The sequence below is a fragment of the Qipengyuania gelatinilytica genome, from assembly GCF_019711315.1.
Classification (GTDB): Bacteria; Pseudomonadota; Alphaproteobacteria; order Sphingomonadales; family Sphingomonadaceae; genus Qipengyuania; species Qipengyuania gelatinilytica.
Genome location: NZ_CP081294.1, coordinates 635,584 through 654,243, shown reverse-complemented (window position 1 = coordinate 654,243; position 18,660 = coordinate 635,584). Strand labels below are relative to the sequence as shown.

Annotated in this window: 16 protein-coding genes; 6 read left to right on the top strand and 10 right to left on the bottom strand. The window is 61.8% G+C overall.

Annotated features, from left to right (window positions below):
* Positions 1-3 precede the first annotated feature (3 nt).
* The 3 genes from K3136_RS03195 (at position 4) to K3136_RS03185 (ending at position 2,560) form a co-directional block, all read left to right on the top strand.
* Positions 4-624 (top strand): LuxR C-terminal-related transcriptional regulator, encoded by a 621-nt coding sequence (locus tag K3136_RS03195; protein ID WP_221431475.1) that lies wholly within the window; start codon positions 4-6, stop codon positions 622-624.
* Positions 625-818: 194 nt separating this feature from the next.
* Positions 819-2,120 (top strand): UDP-glucose dehydrogenase family protein, encoded by a 1,302-nt coding sequence (locus K3136_RS03190; protein ID WP_221431474.1) that lies wholly within the window; start codon positions 819-821, stop codon positions 2,118-2,120.
* A gap of 2 nt (positions 2,121-2,122) precedes the next feature.
* Positions 2,123-2,560 (top strand): GtrA family protein, encoded by a 438-nt coding sequence (locus K3136_RS03185; RefSeq protein ID WP_221431473.1) that lies wholly within the window; start codon positions 2,123-2,125, stop codon positions 2,558-2,560.
* Here K3136_RS03185 and K3136_RS03180 read toward each other — a convergent pair.
* From K3136_RS03180 to K3136_RS03150, 7 genes are all read right to left on the bottom strand, one after another.
* Positions 2,502-3,494: a glycosyltransferase family 2 protein gene (locus K3136_RS03180; RefSeq protein WP_221431472.1), complete on the bottom strand. Its 993-nt coding sequence runs from the start codon at positions 3,492-3,494 to the stop codon at positions 2,502-2,504. The two genes, K3136_RS03185 and K3136_RS03180, sit on opposite strands and share 59 nt — an antisense overlap.
* Complete coding sequence (locus K3136_RS03175; protein ID WP_221431471.1) at positions 3,487-4,455, bottom strand: NAD-dependent epimerase/dehydratase family protein; 969 nt, start codon at positions 4,453-4,455, stop codon at positions 3,487-3,489. The genes K3136_RS03180 and K3136_RS03175 overlap by 8 nt, the downstream gene beginning before the upstream one ends.
* A 20-nt stretch (positions 4,456-4,475) precedes the next feature.
* The gene (locus K3136_RS03170; RefSeq protein WP_247711416.1) at positions 4,476-5,735 is read right to left on the bottom strand and encodes a class I SAM-dependent methyltransferase; all 1,260 of its coding nucleotides are present in this window, start codon (positions 5,733-5,735) and stop codon (positions 4,476-4,478) included.
* Positions 5,728-6,948, bottom strand: coding sequence for a DegT/DnrJ/EryC1/StrS family aminotransferase (locus K3136_RS03165; protein ID WP_221431470.1), 1,221 nt, complete (start codon positions 6,946-6,948; stop codon positions 5,728-5,730). The genes K3136_RS03170 and K3136_RS03165 overlap by 8 nt, the downstream gene beginning before the upstream one ends.
* Complete coding sequence (gene rfbG, locus K3136_RS03160) at positions 6,939-8,081, bottom strand: CDP-glucose 4,6-dehydratase (RefSeq protein WP_221431469.1); 1,143 nt, start codon at positions 8,079-8,081, stop codon at positions 6,939-6,941. The genes K3136_RS03165 and rfbG overlap by 10 nt, the downstream gene beginning before the upstream one ends.
* Positions 8,074-8,895: a glucose-1-phosphate cytidylyltransferase gene (gene rfbF, locus K3136_RS03155; RefSeq protein ID WP_221431468.1), complete on the bottom strand. Its 822-nt coding sequence runs from the start codon at positions 8,893-8,895 to the stop codon at positions 8,074-8,076. Before rfbF ends, rfbG begins: the two co-directional genes overlap by 8 nt.
* A gap of 156 nt (positions 8,896-9,051) precedes the next feature.
* On the bottom strand, positions 9,052-10,635 hold the full coding sequence (locus K3136_RS03150; protein WP_221431467.1) for a glycosyltransferase family protein: 1,584 nt from the start codon (positions 10,633-10,635) through the stop codon (positions 9,052-9,054).
* A 221-nt stretch (positions 10,636-10,856) separates the two neighbouring features.
* Between K3136_RS03150 and K3136_RS03145 the strand changes: the two genes are divergently transcribed.
* From K3136_RS03145 to K3136_RS03135, 3 genes are read left to right on the top strand one after another with little or no spacing between them, the layout of a single operon-like run.
* Positions 10,857-11,963: a glycosyltransferase family 4 protein gene (locus tag K3136_RS03145; RefSeq protein ID WP_221431466.1), complete on the top strand. Its 1,107-nt coding sequence runs from the start codon at positions 10,857-10,859 to the stop codon at positions 11,961-11,963.
* The gene (locus K3136_RS03140; protein WP_221431465.1) at positions 11,960-12,928 is read left to right on the top strand and encodes an ATP-grasp domain-containing protein; all 969 of its coding nucleotides are present in this window, start codon (positions 11,960-11,962) and stop codon (positions 12,926-12,928) included. Before K3136_RS03145 ends, K3136_RS03140 begins: the two co-directional genes overlap by 4 nt.
* Complete coding sequence (locus K3136_RS03135) at positions 12,925-13,596, top strand: HAD family hydrolase (protein ID WP_221431464.1); 672 nt, start codon at positions 12,925-12,927, stop codon at positions 13,594-13,596. Before K3136_RS03140 ends, K3136_RS03135 begins: the two co-directional genes overlap by 4 nt.
* Before the next feature lie 4 nt (positions 13,597-13,600).
* Here the strand turns inward: K3136_RS03135 and K3136_RS03130 are convergent, their stop codons facing one another.
* From K3136_RS03130 to K3136_RS03120, 3 genes are all read right to left on the bottom strand, one after another.
* Entirely contained in the window at positions 13,601-14,179 is a 579-nt protein-coding gene (locus K3136_RS03130) for a sugar transferase (RefSeq protein ID WP_221431463.1), read from the bottom strand.
* A 12-nt stretch (positions 14,180-14,191) separates the two neighbouring features.
* A complete protein-coding gene (locus K3136_RS03125; protein ID WP_221431462.1) occupies positions 14,192-16,507 on the bottom strand; it encodes a GumC family protein in 2,316 nt (771 codons plus the stop codon).
* 154 nt (positions 16,508-16,661) lie between these two features.
* Positions 16,662-18,476: a hypothetical protein gene (locus tag K3136_RS03120; protein WP_221431461.1), complete on the bottom strand. Its 1,815-nt coding sequence runs from the start codon at positions 18,474-18,476 to the stop codon at positions 16,662-16,664.
* Between the last annotated feature and the right edge of the window lie 184 nt (positions 18,477-18,660).

Below are 18,660 nucleotides of genomic sequence, written 5' to 3'. Positions count from 1 at the left end.
GCGATGCTCACTGGCGAGTTGGAGCCGGTCGATGGATCCGAACTGATCGTCATCGATGTGAGCGCTGCCCAGGACGTGAAGGCCGAAGTCCACGCCCTCCGCAAAGCCTATGCCAATTCGCGTCTCGTCCTGTTGACCGACGAGTTCGAATACGAGGTGATGGTCGATTCCTTCCGCGCCGGTGTCGACGGCTATATCGTGAAGGAAATCGCCTGTCGTTCGCTTGTGGAATCGCTGCGACTGGTCACCCTTGGTGAAAAGGTCCTGCCGAGCGCACTGCTTGAGCATCTGGCCGACCGTAGTGTCATGCCCGGACCGAGCGGCAAGAGCGGCGCAGACCTGGTCAAGCTGCTTTCGGAACGCGAAATCGAAACGCTGCGCTGCCTGATCATGGGCTATCCCAACAAGGTCATCGCGCATCGTCTCGATATCAGCGAGGCAACCGTGAAGGTCCACGTGAAGGCGATCCTGCGCAAGCTGATGGTCCAGAACCGCACCCAGGCAGCCATCTGGGCCGTCAATAACGGTGTCGATGCAAACGCGGCGTGTGCCACCGTGGCCGCAGAGGCCGCTCCTGCAGAGCAGGGCGAGGTACCCGAAATGGCGGTCGGTCAGCACGCTTAAGCGTCGATCCGATCACACGATCCAAGAGGGCGCGGGAAGCGGATTTGGTTCCGTTTCCCGCGCCCTTTCTCGTCGGCCCAGTCTCCGCATCGCGCCGCCCATTTGCCCTATATTTCCTAGCCTTAAGGACAATTGCAGGACCGACCCGGCTTTCGCATCATCTGGCTGACCAAGGACTGGAAAGGCAGTGGGAAATGCGGATCGGAGTTGTAGGTTCGGGCTATGTCGGATTGGTATCCGGTGCTTGCTTTGCCGATTTCGGCCATGACGTTGTCTGTGTCGATAATGACGAGGCGAAAACCGCCGCATTGCGCGCCGGGAAGGTCCCCATTTTCGAACCGGGACTCGATGCCCTGATCGAACGCAACGTGGCGGCCGGGCGGCTGTCCTTCACTACCGACCTTGCTTCCACCGTGGCCGGCAGCGACGTCGTTTTCATTGCCGTCGGGACGCCTTCAAGACGCGGAGACGGTCATGCCGACCTGACCTATGTCGAGGCAGCTGCCCGGGAGATCGGCAAGGCGATCGAGGGCTTCACGGTCGTTGTCACGAAATCGACGGTCCCCGTCGGCACCGGAGAGCGAGTGGAAGAGATCATCCGGGACGCGAATCCGGATGCCGACTTCGCCGTCGTATCCAATCCCGAGTTCCTGCGCGAAGGCGCTGCTATCGAGGACTTCAAGCGGCCCGACAGGATCGTGATCGGAAGCGACGATCCACGCGCCCTGGAGGTCATGCGGGAGGTCTACCGGCCCCTGTTCCTCAACAAGTCGCCCCTCGTGGAGATGAACCGGGCGTCTGCCGAGCTGGCGAAATATGCGAGCAACGCCTTCCTCGCCACCAAGATCGCCTTCATCAACGAGATCGCCGACCTTTGCGAGAAGACAGGCGCGGACGTCCAGAATGTTGCCCATGCCATCGGGCTGGACAAGCGCATCGGGCCGAAATTCCTCAATGCCGGTCCCGGCTATGGCGGAAGCTGTTTCCCCAAGGATACGCTCGCCCTGCTCAAGACGGCGCAGGACTATGACGTGCCCCAGCTGATCGTGGAATCGGTCGTGTCCTCGAACGACAAACGCAAGCGCGCGATGGGAAGGCGCATCGTCCATGCGATCGGCGACATGGCGCGCGGGAAGAAGGTTGCGATCCTCGGCCTCACTTTCAAACCGGAAACCGATGATACGCGCGATAGCCCTGCAATCGCGATCATCCAGGCGCTGCAGGATGCAGGGGCCAACGTGTCAGCCTACGATCCCCAGGGGACGGATCAGGCCAGACAGGTCCTGAGCAATGTTGACTATTGCACTTCGCCTTACGACGCGGCCGAGAACGCTGATGCGATAGTAATCGTGACCGAATGGGACGAGTTCCGCGCCCTCGACCTGTCGCGCATCCGTGACCAGCTGCGTGACCTCGTGTTGGTCGACCTGCGCAATATCTACCACCGCACTGAAGTGGAGCGGCTCGGCATGAAATATGTCGCAGTGGGACGCTAGGGGTGGACGACGGAACACCCGATCGCGCCGTACCGTACGATCTTGCCGAAATTGCGCGGTTCATCGCCGTTGGGGCACTGAATACGCTGGTCGGCTATGGCTTCATCCTTGCGGGACTGTTCCTCGGCGCAGGCGATTACCTCGCAAATGCGGTCGGCTTTGCGCTGGGCATGCCGGTCTCATGGTTGCTCCACCGCAAGCTGACTTTCCGCGTTCGGCGTCGGGTCTCGGCAGGCGAAATCGGACGCTATGTTGTCGCAGTAGCCATTTCCTATGGAGCGAACCTTGCGGTCGTGACGGCAGGACGCATGGCGGGGTTCTTCGAGAACCCGCTGGTCCAGTTGGCTGCGGTGTGCTGCTACGCTGCGGTGTTTTACGTGCTCAGCCGCCGTTTCGTATTTCGCGGAGGTGAGGGGGACGCGGCGGCTCGCGAAAATTGAGCCTCGTCTCGATGATCGGGTCGGCATCCGTGCGCGACTGGATGAACAGCCGGCCGATATATTCGCCCAGTATCCCCATGAAGATCGCGTTGATCGAGATCGACATCAGCAGGAGGATAGTGGTGGTTGCAAAACCGGCCGGCCATGCCTGTCCGAAAAACACCCTTCCCAGAATATAGACGAAGGACACGATCATGCTGATCAGGCCGACGGTTATGCCGGCAAAGGACGCAAGCCGGAGCGGCAGCAGCGAATGGTTGAGCAAGCCGTCGACTGCCAGCGAGACCATCGACCTGAACGGAAACTTGCTTTCCCCCGCAACCCGGTCGGCGCGGTCGTACTCGATGCCGATCTGCGAGAAGCCCATCGAGCTTATCAGTCCGCGCAGGTACGGGGTCGTGTCCTCGACCTTGTGCAGCTCATCCAGGATGCGGCGGTCGCACAAACGGTATTCGCCCACATTGATCGGCAGGTCGTCGTCGCTAATCTTGGAAATGAGCCGGTAGAAGCCGCGGCGAAGCTGACGAACGACAAATCCGTCGGGCAGCGAACGGCGGATGCCGTAGACCACCTGATGATCCATCCGCCACAGCTTGAGCATTTCGGGGATGAGGGAAGGTGGATCCTGCAGGTCGCAATCGAGCTGTATCGAACATGCCCCTGTCGCTGCCTTGTAGCCGCACAGCAGGGAGCGCTGGTACCCGAAATTGCGCGAGAACCGGATGACCTTCAACCGGGGGTCCTGTCGTGCCAGCCCCTCGAGGATCGCGAAGGTGCGATCCGTCGAGTGATTGTCGGTGAAGATGATCTCGTAATCGTAATCGGGCAGGCGCTCGAAGGTGTTCACGATGGCCTTGTAGGCCCGTTCGACATTGTCCTCTTCATTGAAGGCGGGGACGAGTACGGAGACGAGGGTGCGCGCGGTTTCAGGCATGGTGCTGCCTCAATGGCTTGTGCTCCTGGAGGTAGGAGTTGGCGAGCATCTCAAGACCTCGGTCGATACCGATCCTCGACCTCCAGCCGTAGATCTGGCCCGCGAGTGCCGCATCGGAAAGCAGGACGCTTGGCTTTTGCGAAGGTGAGTTGTCCTCGACGTCAACCAGATCGGCATTGCAGCCCATGACCTCGAGAATGCGCGAGGCAACCTGCCTCATTGTCGGTGCCTGACCCGTGCTGACATTGATGTGGCGGGCACCGGGAAGCGGGGCTTGCCCCATGACTAGCAGGGCATCGATCACATCGTCGACATGGATCAGGTCGCGCCGGTCATCGGGGTGTCTGAGCTTTATCGGGCGGCCCGTCTGGCAAGCCTCGAATAGGGCAGGCACGAAGAAATTCGGGGACTGGCCCTCGCCATAGGTCAGGGCGAGGCGCGCAGTCACGCTCGGGAAGGGGAGGTCGTCCTGCAGGAGCGCGAGGTAATGCGTGCCTGCAAGCATCGCCGTGCCATAAGGCGTCACCGGTGCTTCGCGCTGCTCTTCGCGATAGGGGAATGCCACGTTGCCATATTCCGCGATGGTCCCCGTCCGGACGAAATTGTCTGGCGGGCGGGGCAGATCGGCGAGAGCTGCCACTAGTGCGATCAAAGTCTGGACGATCGTTTCCATCGATGCGGCAGCATTGGCGACGGGGTCGCTGCCGGCAAACCTGGTCGGGGTTGCGAGGTGATAGACAACGTCCGGCTCTGCCTGTGCGAGGCAAGTAGAAAGCGCATCGCGATCCGCGACGTCGGCCCGGTGGATGACTAGCCTGTCTGCGAAACCCGCAATCCGCTCCAGACCCGTCCCCGGGCGGACCAGTGCATGAACCTGCGCCCCTTCATCGAGCAGCCGACGGCAAAGATGCGAGCCGATAAAGCCCGCGGCACCTGTCACAAGGCAGTTCTTCCCGTCCATGCTGGTTGCCTCCCTCGCAGTCAGGAAACCAGGCGGGGTTTCGGATACGGCACTATGAACTGGCCGCCACGCTCGCGGAATGCCTCTTGCTGCGCATAGATCTCGTCGAAGAAATTCCACGCCAGCATGAAGAGGACGTCCGGCTTCTCTTCCTCGATCGCTTCGACCGGCTTGATCGGAATGCGCGTGTTCGGGGAATAGAGGCCGTGCTTGAGCGGGTTCTTGTCGGCAAGGAAGGTCAGGTCGTCCGCACCAATCCCGTAATAGGTGATGGTGGTGCTGCCCCGGGCCGAAGCGCCATATCCGGCGATGGTCTTGCCCTCGGCCTTCAGCGCATCGATCATCTCGCGCAGTTCGCGTCCGATTTCGTCGAATTCCTGGGTGCGCCGGTCGTAGGTTCCCTGGTCGAGCATTCCGACCGCTGCTTCGTCGGCGAGCATGGCGGCGACATTCGGACCGATCGGAAAGCCAGCGCTCTTGCGGGTCATGAATGTGCGGAACGAGCCGCCGTGGATTCCGTCGAGATAGGTGACATCGCTCACTTCGAGATCGAACTTCTCCGCGAGCTTGACCATCGAGAGCACGCTGAATTCGGACACGTGCTCATGGTACATGTTGTCGAATTCAGCCTTCTCGAGCATCTCCTTGGCCCAGGGTACCTCGATGATGAAGGTGCCATCGTCCTCCAGCAGGATGCAGACAGCCTCCATGAAATTGTCGAGATCGCCGATGTGGTTGAAGGTGTTGGTGGTTGTGATGACCTTCGCCTTGCCGCGCGCATCGCGAACCTCGGTGGCGGATTGCGGGTGGAAATAGGCGATATGCGTTTCGACACCGCGCTCTGCCGCGATCTCGGCGATGTTTTCTGCCGGGTCGAAGCCCAGTGTCTTGCAGCCGCGCGAATTGCAGGCGGCCAGCAACAGTCCGTCATTGCTGCCGATATCGACCACAAGCCCGCCGTCGGCACGCTGTGCGATGACATCGGCAAAACTGTCGAAATGCGAATGCATCGTCGCCGCGCCTGAAGGCACGTAGAGATAGTGCGAGAAGAAACCTTCGGGGATCTGGTCGGCCACGGCGATGAGACCGCATTCGAGACAGGCATGGGCGTTCAAGGGGAAGGCGGGCTGTGCCTTGTCCATGTCCTCCGGACGGATCAACATCTGTCCGGGCGAATGCTCGCCATAACTCAAGAACAGGTAGGGATCCTTCGCTCCGCAAGCGCGGCAGGTGTCCATGGTGGACTTGGCAAGACGGTCTGTGGACTGGGGATCAAGCATGGGCGGCCTCGCTGACTGGTGAAGAAAGGCGAGACTTCGCGAACGCTTCGAATGTCTCGTGCATGTAGTCGATCTGCGCATCGTTGAGGCCGTGGTGGCAGGCGAGCAGGATGCCTCCACGCATGACAGCATCCGACACCCCATAATCGTCGGCAGATGTGCGTGATTCCACGTTCTGCATGGCCGGCTGGCGCAGGATATTGCCGGTGAAGACCGGGCGTGTTTGCACGTCCCGCTCCTCGAACCAGATCTGGAGCTCGCGACGCTCGAAGGGTGCCTCGGGGCGGATGGTAAGCGGGAACGACAGCCAGCCAGTGCGCGATTCCGGCATCTGGCGCGGCAGGATGAACCATTCCTCGTACTGGCGGAAAAAGTTCATCTGGCGGTCGAAATTGTATTCCCGGGCAGTGATATTGCCTTCCAGCTTGCCCAGCTGGACGAGGCCGAAAGCCGCGCCCATTTCGGATGGCTCGACGTTGTATCCGAGCTCGTCGAACAGGAATTTCGCATCATAGCTGATCCCGTCCACGTCGACGTTGAAGCGCTTCTCGATGCTCTCGCTGTCCTGGTACAGGGACGATGTCCGTCCCCAGGAACGCAGCAGCAGCGCCTTGCGTGCAAGCTCTTCGTCGGTGACGCAGAGCATTCCGCCGTTCCCGGCCGCATTGATGACATGCGAGCCATAGAAGCTGGTGGTGCTGATATCCGAGCGCGTACCGGTGCTCGTGCCGCGCAGGGTGGCGCCGAGCGTGTCGGCGCTGTCTTCGATGACCTTCAGGTCATGGGCATCTGCCAGCTCGCGGATACGGTCCCAGTCGGGCAGGTTGCCGATCAGCGAGGGGATCATCATCGCCCTGGTCTTCGGGCCGATCATCTCTTCGATCTTGTCGATGTCGATATTGTAAGTTCCCACGGCGGCGTCGACGAAGGCGGGGACCAGCCTGCCCCGCACGATCGGCGCCACCGTGGTGGCAAAGGTAAGAGCTGGCGTGATGACCTCGCTCCCCTCTTCCAAATCGAGCAGCTCCATCGCCAGGTAATTGGCGGAGGAGCCGGAATTGACCATGATGCCATGCTTCTTGGCGAAAAGCTTGGAGACACGCTCCTGCATTTCGCGCACCTTGGGGCCCATCTGTGTTGAGGTGCGCAGCACTTCGACAACGGCTGCAATTTCCTCTTCGCCGTGGACGGTTTGTCCGTAATTCACGCGCATACCGGGCGTTTCCCTTCAGGCTGGTTGATAGTTGTTTCCGTGCCGCAAAAGCGGTCAATCTGGGTAAGGGTGAGCGCGCGCATGTCGACTTCACCCTCGGCATAGGCGCGGTACCACTGGGCGATCATGGCGATCGCTTCGTCGGTGGAGAGGCGCGAGGCCCAGCCGAGACGTTGCATCGCCTTGCTGCTGTCCAGTGTGAGCATGCGGGCTTCGTGCGGTTCACCGCTGCGCTTGCCGAATGCGATCTGTGCCGCACCCGGACCCCACTCGGCCTGAAGCTTGCGCGCGATCGGTTCGACTTCCTGGAACGCCGCAGGAGGCGGCCCGAAATTCCAGGCCTCGGCGAAACGAGCGCCGTCGTCGGAGAGCAGCTTTGCCGCAAGCTCGAGGTAACCGGAGAGCGGTTCGAGGACGTGCTGCCACGGGCGCACGCTTGCCGGATTGCGGATCGTGACTGCGGTTCCTGCCAGAGTGGCGCGAATGATATCCGGGATCAGCCGGTCGACGGCCCAATCGCCGCCACCGATGACATTGCCGGCCCTGACCGTCGCGAGGTGCGGGCTGCCCGCTTGCGAGAAATAGGAGCGGCGAAACGAGCTGGCGACCAGTTCGGTGCAGCCCTTGGACGCGCTGTAGGGATCGCTGCCACCCAACTGGTCGCTCTCGCGATAGGGCCATTCCCACTCGTGGTTCTCGTAGCACTTGTCGCTGGTGACGACGACGATACCCTTGAGCGACGGCATTCGGCGCGCACGGTCGAGGACCACGGCGGTGCCCGTCACATTGGTGGCAAAGGTGTCGACCGGATCGTCATAGGACGGGCGCACGAGCGATTGCGCGGCAAGATGCAGGACGAGATCGGCATCGACGCCTTGTGTCGCGCGCCCGAAGTCTTCGCCAGAACGGACATCGCCGATCCGGTGATCGACCAGTTCGGCAAGGCCGACGCTTTCGAACATGGACGGGCCCGGCGGCGGTTCAAGCGCAACGCCGATGACCTCAGCGCCCATCTGCGCGAGCCACAGCGACAGCCAGCATCCCTTGAAGCCCGTGTGCCCGGTGACGAGCACGCGTTTGCCGGAAAAGCAGCTGGCCAACGCCTCCATCGGGACGGGGGGTATGTCAGGCATTGACCAGCTGCACCTGGGAATCGGTGGATAGGACGGGCTTGCCGTTTTCGAAATCGAGCCAGGGCGGATTGTCGCTCGCGGCATATTTGTTGAGCGTATCGCGGTCGCGGACGGTGTCCATCGGGTGCCAGAAGCCCTTGTGCTTGTAGGCCATCAGCTCGCCGTCGCGGGCGATCTTGGTCAGCGGGGCCTGCTCGAGCGGCTCGTCGTCACCGGTCAGGTAATCGAGCACGCCGGGCTCGAAGACGAAGAAGCCGCCGTTGATCCATGTTTCATGCTTGCGCACCTTCTCGGTGAATTCAGAGACCTGATCGCCGTCGAGCTCGAGGTTGCCGAAGCGTGCGGGCGGCTGGACGGCGGTGACCGTAGCCAGCTTGCCGTGCGACTTGTGGAACTCGACCAGCTTGCCGATGTCGATATTGCCCACCCCGTCGGAGTAGGTGACCATGAAGGGTTCGTCGCCGATCCAGTCGCGCAGGCGCCGCAGGCGTCCGCCGGTCATGGTCGAAAGGCCCGTATCGACGACCGAAACCTTCCAGTCGACCTTGGACGTGGGCTTGAGATCCATCTTGCCGTTCCCGATGCCGACCGTGAAGTCGTTGGTCATCAGGTGCAGGTCCTGGAAGAAACTCTTGATCGAGATCGCCTTGTATCCGCAGGCGATGATGAAATCGCTGAAGCCGAAGTGGTCGTAGATATCCATCACATGCAGCATGATGGGACGACCGGCGACCTCGACCATGGGCTTGGGAATACGGACGGTTTCTTCCGCAAGTCGGGATCCGAGTCCCCCTGCCAGTAGAACCACCTTCATCTCAGTTTCCTTTCGCCTTCAACGGTGGCGGGAGCCGTTTGAAGGCCCCCGCCGTGGTTGAAGTCTACGGAAACCGCGGGTTTTGCCGAAATGGGCATCGGGGTTAGGCAGGTTTAGCCAGCGCCCCTCCCAAGGGGCTAGCACCATACGAAAGGGTCAGCGCCCGGCGACGTAGAGATCGAAGGAATTGCCGGAATCCGGGCCACCGACCGGCTGATAGCCGCGCAGGCGGGCATATTCGGCCAGATCGGCCTCCATTTCCTCATCCCGATTGACCAGAATTGCCTTGGGCTGCTGCGCATCGAGGAAGCGGTTCAATTCGGCGGGCGAGGTGGTGCGGTAAAGCTTGCGATCCTTATCCGTCATGTAGGGCGCGACACGGTAGACGAACTGGCCCGCCGCGAACTCAGGATAGATCGAGTAGCCGCCTTCCAGCGCGAGGAGGGGTGATAGCGTTGCGATCCTTTCGCCCTGGTCCAGCCCTGCGTTGGCTCCTGCACCCTGGACATCGCGAGCGAGCCGGAGCGTGTCCCAGGACCCCGTGGAGGCAAAGCTGGCGAGCCCGCCTGCCAGCCTGGGCGCGGCGTTGAGTACGCTCAGAACCGCTGCAATTGCCATGAGCATCGTCACGGCCCTGCGGTGCTCGCCCGCGATTTTTCCGGCGAGGATGAGGATCAGCAAGACAAGGAAGGGGAGCGGCGGGACGTAATAGTGATCGAATGAGGGGGTCGGGACGAAGGACACCACGAAACCGCACAGCGCCATTCCGGCTACCACGAGCACTTTCCAGTCGGTCAACGCGCGCAGGCCTTTCGTGACGGTGGCGAGAGCTGCCATGGTGCCGACCATGACAAGCGCAAGCAGGCTCGTATTGCCCAGCCACATACGCTCGGCCAGCAGGATCTTGTCCTTGATGCCCACGGCTTTCGGCAGGTCTGCATCGGCCCAGTAGACCGGGTGCAATTCCATGAAATAACTGAGGGTATGCGCGAAGAATGCCTCGGGATCGGACAGCATGTGGGCGAGCGTGGGCAGGCCTGCGATGATGCCCCCGGCTGCCAGGGGCAATAAGCCGCGGACCAGTTTGTCCTTCAGGGAATGGACACTCGGCGCGATCAAGATCGCCAGCGCAAAAAACGGAGCGATGAAAATGTAATTCGCTTTGAACCCGATGGCGAACGAAGCGATCAGTCCGGCGAGAAACAGGCGGGTGGTCGAGAGACTTTTCCGCTCGATCCCGGAGGCCAGCAAGGCGAATGCCGGAAAGACGAGCGCGACCGGGATGAAATTGTTGGTCGCCAGCGCGCCCGCACCGGTCAGCAGCATCGTGTTGCAGAGCAGGACGAACGAAGCGGCAAGAAATGCCGTGGTTCCGGAAGACAGTTGCCGCGACAGCTTCCAGATCGATGCGATCGCGAGAAGCCAGAATCCGACCAGCAGCACGCGCGCGGAAAGGAGCGGGTTCGAGGTCCCGACGATCTCGTAAACCAGCCCGAGAAGATAGGGCAGGTTCGGCAGGTGGTTGTAGCCCAGGTCGCGATAGATATCGCCATTGCCGATATTGGCTGCGACCGTGACGAACAGGTTCTCGTCGCGGTTGAGCGGGTAGGACAGGATGCGGCCTGCAAGACCCGCCAGCACAAGGCCAAGCACGGCAAAACCGGCGAGGCGCAGCCTGCTGCTTGTACCTTCGATTGGCTCCTGGATCGCCATCGTCCCTGTTTCGACCGGTCTATGCATCTCCTGTCAGGATGGTCCCAAGCGCCCGCCATGACGAGCGCAAAGACGGGCTACCCCTTTAGGACGGCAAAGTGCCTGTCTGCCGGAGGTTGGCGAAGAGGGGCAGGGCATAAGGGGTTAGACCGTTTGCCCACCTCAACCGCCCGATCATGTGTGCTAGTTCAGGGGTTCCCGAGCGGCGGAGAGCGAAGACTTCAGGCGTGGCGCAGCATATTGCAATCTTGATCACTGCTCTTGGCGCAGGGGGTGCCGAGCGTGTTATCGGCCAGCTGTGCGACCATTGGCATGGCGCCGGACGCCGGGTGACCGTCATCAGTTTCGATGCGCCGGATGACCCCATCTATCACTCGATACCCGCTGGCGTGGAGCTTGTTCGGCTGAACTGCAATGGCGGCGGCGTAACCTCCGTCCTGCGCAAGATCTGGCGTCTCAGGAAGGCCCTCGTGCAGCTACGGCCCGACGTATTGCTGTCATTCCTCACGAAGAACAATTTGATTGCCGGACTTGCCGGTGCAGGGTTGGATCACGGCTGGGTCGCCTGCGAGCGTAACAATCCCGAGGTACAGGGCGCACATCCCCTGTGGAACCGGTTGCTTCGCCGCGCCTACCGTCGTGCCGATGCGATCGTGTGCCAGACCAGGGGTGTGAAGCGGTGCTTCCCGGTCGGCCTGAGGGATCGACTGGTGGTGATCAACAATCCCGTTTCGCCCCCGGTATTTGAGGCGGGGCGCGAAACACGAAGGATTGCCGGCGTCGGCAGGCTCGATCGGCAGAAAGGCTTCGACCTACTCGTAAAGGCCTTTGCCCGGATCGCACCGCGCCACCCGGAATGGCATCTCGATATCTGGGGTAGCGGAGATGAACAGGGGAACCTCCAGGCCCTGATCGTCGAGCGTGGTTTGCAAGCCAGCGTAACCTTGCGCGGGACGAGCGAGGTTCCCGGTGCATGGCTCTCGGAAACCGAGCTTTTCGTCCTGTCCTCCCGCTACGAAGGTTTTCCCAACGTCCTTGGTGAGGCCATGGCGGCAGGCCTGCCGGTGATCGCCACGCAATGCGATTTTGGGCCGGAAGAGATGCTTCACAACCAGGCGAGCGGCTTGCTGGTGCCGGCCGAGCAGGTCGGGCAACTGGCCGCCGCGATGGAGCGGCTGGTCAAGGATCCCGAACAACGTCGCCAGCTGGGTGAAGCCGCTCAGGAAGCTGCCCGGGCCTTCGCGCCCGAGAAGATCTTTCCGCAATGGGACGAGTTGCTCGACCATTTTGCCCGCCGCAAAGGTGTTGGCGCACCGGCCGGGACCCGGCGGCGGGAGGCGATGGCGGAAGGATGAGCGCTGAAGGCTTTCCCATTCTCTTCACCTCGGCCGGGCGAAGGGTCGAACTCATCCGCTGCTTTCGCGCGGCGGCAGGAAAGCTCGGTCTTGAGCTGGAAGTGCATGCCTGCGACTTGCAACCGGACCTGAGCGCAGCCTGCCGCGATGCCGATGCGCGTTTCGCCGTACCGCGCTGCACCGACGATGGATATGTCGAACGCCTTATCGAATATTGCGAGGCGAAGGGGATCAGGCTCCTCGTCCCGACAATCGATCCGGAACTGCACCCGCTGGCGTTGGCAAAGGACCGTTTCGCTGCGATCGGAACCATGGTCCATGTCAGTTCGCCCGAGACGATCGAGATCGTGCGCGATAAGGCACTGACGGCCGCGAGGCTGGCGCAAGCCGGCGTGCCTGTCCCGAAGACCGCCACGGCAGACGAAGTGCGCGCCGATCCGGCATCCTGGCGCTGGCCGTCCTTCATCAAGCCATCGGGTGGTAGCGCGAGCAGGGGGATCGGAGAGATCGCTTCGCCCGAAGAACTGCTGCCGCATTATGACGAGCCGATGATCCTGCAGGACCTGCTCGATGGCGAGGAATATACGGTCAATATCTACATCGATGCCCACGGACGGCTTGCCTCCGTCATCCCGCATGTCCGCCTGTCGGTCCGGGCTGGCGAGGTCGAAAAGGGGCGCACCACCAGATGCCCCGATATCGGGAAGATCGCCGAAAGTATCGTAGAGGCGCTGCCGGGGCTCAGGGGAGTCTCCTGCTTCCAGCTGATCGACGATGCGCGTTTCGGCATGCGCGTGTTCGAAATCAACGCCCGCTTCGGTGGGGGGTATCCCCTGGCGGACCATGCGGGCGGACGTTTCGCCGAAAGCGTCCTGGCGCTTGCAAATGGCCGTTCGGAATGCGCCAGCAATGTCTGGCAAGATGGCGCCACAATGCTGCGCTATGACGGGGCGGTATTCGTTTGATCGAGCTGACTGCGCGGACGGTTGTGCTCGATCTCGACGACACGCTCTATCTTGAGCGCGATTTTGCTCGCAGCGGTTACGCTGCGGTCGGGCGCTCGCTATCGCACCTCCTGAATAGCGAGCGCTTTGCGACTGTCTGCTATGAACTGCTCGCCATCGGCCATCGCGGCGACATCTTCGACAGGGCGCTCGATTATTGCGGCGTTGCGCCGGAAGATCGCGATATGCCCGAGCTCGTGCGCATCTATCGCACGCATGACCCCGACATCGCGCTATGCGACGACGTGGCCGGTTTCCTCGAGAGGTTTTCAGAGCGGCGGATCGGCCTGATCAGCGATGGGCCGGCTGACATGCAGGCGAGGAAGCTTGAGGTTCTCGGACTGAAGGATAGGTTCGATCACTGCATCCTGACGGGCCAGTGGGAAGGGGATTTCGGCAAGCCGCATCCACGCGCGTTCGCCGAGATACAGGAACGCAGCGGCCACTCTCCCGAAGAGCACGTCTACATTGCCGACAATGCGACCAAGGACTTCCTTGCGCCCAACCAGATGGGGTGGCTGACGATCCAGTTATTCCGACCCGGTCGCATACACAACAAGCCCCCGCCGAGCGACGATCACGCGCCGCGGCTTTCGCTGACGGATTTGAAGGGACTGAAGCCCGCCTGAGGTTTCAGCGATGCTGCGAAAGGTCGGGCTTGGCCCTGCCTGCCGCCGAAGTACGGCGCTCGCCCCCGATCATCACCCAGAACGTCCGCGTTATGATGACCAGATCCCGACCGAGGCTCGGGTTGCTGACGTAGTCCAGGTCGAGAGCGATTTTTTCGTCGAGGCTGAGCAAGGTGTTGCCGTTCACCTGCGCCCAGCCTGTCAGGCCGGGCCGGACCTTGCCCCGTTGCTTCCCCCGTTCTCCCAGTGAAGCGATCGTCTCGGGAAGAAGCGGTCTGGGGCCGACGAATGCCATGTCGCCCCGTGCGATCGACCAGAGGCCGGGCAGTTCATCCAGCCGCGAGCGGCGCAGGAACCTGCCCCATGCGGTGACCCGCTCGTCGTCAGGCAGCAATTCGCCGTTTGCATCGCGCCTGTCGGTCATCGAACGGAATTTCGCGATGCGGAAAGGCTTCCCGCCGCGTCCCGAACGCAGTTGCCTGAAAAGGACGGGCGAGCCTTGGCTCATGCGGGTGATAAGACCCAGAATCCCCAGCAGCGGGGACAGTCCCACCAGCAGGATTATGGCCAGTAGGCGCTGCATCCGGCCGGCAGGTCAGGCTGCGCGCGGGGTGCGCCTGAAGACCCTGCGCACCTGGTCGAGGAAGCTGATCTTTTCGGGCACGTCGTCGACGTAATACTCCGATGCCTCCATGTAGAACTGGACCGAGTCCCCGTACTTGCGGCGGGCGTGTTCGGCATAGTCGACATGGTTGTAGACCACGCCGTTGACCTGATCCCCCAAGAGCTCGAGCGTCGCCTTCATCTGGTCGACCGTTGTCTGGCCCCAGTGGGCGACGACCACCGTGTTGTCCGTGTAATCGCACATCGCGCGCGCATCGCGGACGGCGAGCGCTGCGGGCGCATTGATGATGACCTTGTCGAACATCTGGCTGAGCTTCTCGATCAGCATGGTCAGGCGATAGCTGGTCAGGATCGAAGCAGGATCGCTCACGGGACGGTTTGCGCTGAGCAGGACGATCCGGGGTTTCTCTTCCTCGCTCTCGTCGCCCTTGCGATGCCATTCGATCATGTCGGGCGCGGGATTGGACAGCAGCGCATCGAGGTCGGCGCGGCCGGTGATCACATCGACGATGTCCGGCGTGTCGAGCTCGTTCTGCAGCGTCTGCAACAGGCCGTGGCGGCGAAGGTCGAGGTCGACCACGACTGCCGTCTGCCCCATGCTGACCGCCGCTGCCGCCATGGTGAGCGACACGGTGGATTTGCCATCGCCGGGCAGGGGCGATGTGATGAGGACAGACTGGGAATCGGAATTCGGCGAGAGCGCCTTCAATTCGGCATAGGCCGACCTTGCCGCTTCGCCATAAAGCGACTGCGGGTTTCGCAATACCAGGTTCTCGTCGATCTTGTCGGATACGCCGCTCTGGATCGTCGGCAGCATGCCGAGGGTCGGCACGTTCACGAACCTGCGGATTTGCGCGGCGGTGCGCAGCCGGTCGTCGATAAGGTCGCGCGCGAAGGCGATCAGCATGGCGATCACACCCGATCCCAAAATGGCAAGCAGGATCATCTTTAGCGGTTCGGGCGAAATGCGATCGAAATCGGGGACGGCCGGCGACACGACGAGGGTATTGACCCCCTGGAGCTGCATCTGTGCTTCGATCTGCTCGATGCGATCCGCGATCTTGGCATAGGCGGTATCGGCCAGCACGCTGGCACGCTCCAATTGCGAAAGCTCGGCCATGTTCGCATTGTTCTGGTAGGCCTTCGCCGTCATCGAGGCGAGCGTACCCTGGAGACGCGAGGCGCGAGCAGCGTCCATCGCGGCATCGCTCCGGGCCAGGGCGGTCATGCGGGCGGCATCGGCAGATGCAACCTCGTTTGCAGCCGCGCGGGCACGGGCCTGCTCGCCTGTCAGGGCGCTATTGACCGATGAAAGCTGCGAATTGACGCGCTGTACGTCGGGGTGATTGGGACCATAAGTCGCACCGAGGCGAGCCTGTTCGGCAATCAGCTCGGATTGCTGGCGTTCGAGCTGCTGGACCGCTGCCGAGGTCGCCTGTGCAGTGCTGCGAAGGCGTGCGGCATTCGAGATACCGGCACTGCGCGAGGCAGAACCGCTGCTGGAGGCGCTCGCCGATGCTGCTTCGACAGCGATGCGGTTGATCTGTTGGAGGTCTTCCTGGCTACCGGCTCCGACAAGCATGCCCGTGCGCGCGCGGAAATCGGATAGCTCACGCGCCGCGTTTTCTGCGTCTGCCGCGCGGCTGGCCTGTTCCGACTTCAGCGATGCGAGCAATTCCTCCCGGCGCTGGTTGCTGTGCGAATTGCGCACGTCACGGACCGATTCCGGAAACTGGTTGGCGATACGGGCCGAGAGCGCAGGATAGCGGGTCGTTACAGCGACCTGTATCAGGTCGGACCCCGGCTCGCTCGCAACCGACATCATCGACAGCAGCAGGTTCGTCGCAGCCTGCATCTGGGCAGTGCGGCCCTCGGGCAGGCTGCCGAGTTCGTTCAGGAATGCCTCGTCTTCGAGGAGCGACAGATCGTCGATCACCCGCTCGGCTGAAGCACGCGACCGATAAAGGCGCACCGCATTGGCCACGCGCTGCTCGTTACGCGAATTCACATCGGCCTGGTTGGTCCCCACCTCGTCAACCAGTTCGACCTGTACCTGTGCCACCGAGCGGTACTGGCTTGGCGCCAGCAGCTGCTGGGCGGCCACGGCAAGTGTGGTCAGCCCGACGATCGCGATAATCAGCAGCTTGTGACGCTCCAGCAGGCGCAGCATGTCGCGCAAGGACATGACCTGCGGGGCATGCGAGCCTTCGTGGCTTATGGCACTCGCATAGCGGTGATCGACTGCCGTATTTCCGGAAGCGGTTTGTGGAGCAAGGTATTGGGACATGGTGGCGTCTCGGCTGCTAAAAAGGCTTCCGCCAAGGCAGCATAGCCCGGGCGTTTCCACCCGCAGTATGAACGTTCCGAGACGCTCACCATATCACCCATAGGATAAAATGATGGCTATTGAGATTAGCCAGACCACTTAGACCATAGGGCTATTAAACCATCGGACGACCGCAATTATAGGCAGGAAGCGCACCGGTTCCGGCATCGTAGATACCGCGATAGCGATTGTGATCCTGGGCCACGAAATTGAGGTATTCCTCGATGTTGGGATAGCCGTCACCGTCAGCATCGTCGTTCGCATCCCACTTGTCGGGATCGGTGCTAGTGAACTGCTCTTCCCACGCATCGGGCATGCCGTCGTTGTCGCGGTCGGGCAGTGCCCCGCCGGTCGCCGACAGGTTCGCATAGCCGGCGATGGCCGTGCGAATGTCGTTGGGCAGGTCGACCAGATAGGGAGGTGCATCGCAGGTCCGCACATCTTCGATGAAAGCCTTGTCGACATTGTCGCGGCAGCTTCCGTCACGGCACAGGTCCGCACCGGCGAATGCAAGCACGTTGCGCATGCCCTGCATCGGGCTGGAGATCATCCAGTCCTCGAACGTCCTGGTAAGTCCCGGTGCCAGCGCGAACTTGACACCCTGGACGACGTCCTTGCCCTGAATGGCGCAGTTTTCGAGGCCATTGGAAGTCAAACCGCAGACCGTCGTGGAATCGACACCGTCGAGGAAGCCGACCGAATCAAGATAGTTGTCGGTCACCGTCGACCCGAACTGGCCGGCAATCCGGGTCCGCGGGGTCACGTTGTTCTTCATGTATACGTCGAAACCGTAGGGCAGGCCGCTGACCGCGCGGTTGTACAGCGCGGGCCAGTAATTGCCCTTGCGGTTGGTGAAATACGAACCACGGAACCAGGTATTGCCGATGTAGTTGACGTACACCGAACCGAACTGGTTCGACAGCAGGCCGCCTTCTTCGGTAAAGTTGTAAAGGACGTTGTTGAGCACGTCGATCTGGCCGGTATCTCCGACCCCGCCGTTACGCACGCCCGGAGACAGGTTCATCCCGCGCTGCACGCCGTGCTGCGACAGGTTGTAGGCGATCGTCATGCGATTGCCCGGCTTGGTGAACCAGGTCTTGCAGTGAAGCGCCGAACTGTGTCCCGCATCGCGGCAGATGTTCGGGCCGGCAATCGACCACTGCACCGTGCAGTCGGAGCAGGTTACATCCATGCTCTCGTCGGTGCCGTACATGGAAGATACGTGGTCGACGACCTGGTAGCGGGTGTTGTTGAGGCGGATCGGGTCGCCGTTATCAGACGGCCGGTTGGGGTGTGGAGCAAACCGCAGCCTGATATGGCGCGCGATCATGTGGTTCCCGTCGCGGCGCGTATCGAGCAGCGAGTCCACCGGATTGTAGTTGTCGCCCAGGCGAAGCTCGATCCCGCCGGGCGAAGTCTGGCCCGCGATGTAGATCTTTTCGGTCGTAATCCACGCTTCGGACTGGAGCGTGATGGCGCCGGACACGTCGAACACGCAGTAACGCGGGCGACCTGCCGGGATGCTGTAGGGCGAATTGACCGGCAGCGCCTTGGCGCATTCGCGATAGGTGATCTTGCCGTCGTTCGGATCGGCCGTGTCTTCGAGCGAGTTGATCTTGTAGACCACCGCGTTCGGCGAACGAACGCTGGTGACGCGGCCATAACCAATGGCCGTCGGGAAGGCGATCGGGTGGATCGCCTTGTCGGGGATCCCGCCATCGTCCGGGTTCGCGAAAGCCGCCGCCGCACCGGCCGTTGGCGTTGGAGTAGGCGAGGGGCTGGGGCTCGGGCTCGGGCTGGGGCTCGGACTCGGGCTCGGACCGGGTACGCCCGTCGTAGGGGGAGCGCTGGAATCGCCGCCGCCACATGCGGCGACAAGGAGGGTTGCTGCGGCAGTCCCAAGTAGGACGCCGGGGTTTAACTTGGCCATTTGCCAACCTTTGCAGGGTATTTCAGGTGGATAGGGGAAGGCCTGGCGCAAATTGTACCGGCGACCCTCCTGCACTTAATGTTATCGAGAATATTTCTCTGACCGCGATGGTTAATAAATCAACACCGAACCGCGGAATTCCGCCAAACAGAGCACTATTTAGGGCGAGTTGTTTGGTTAGGTG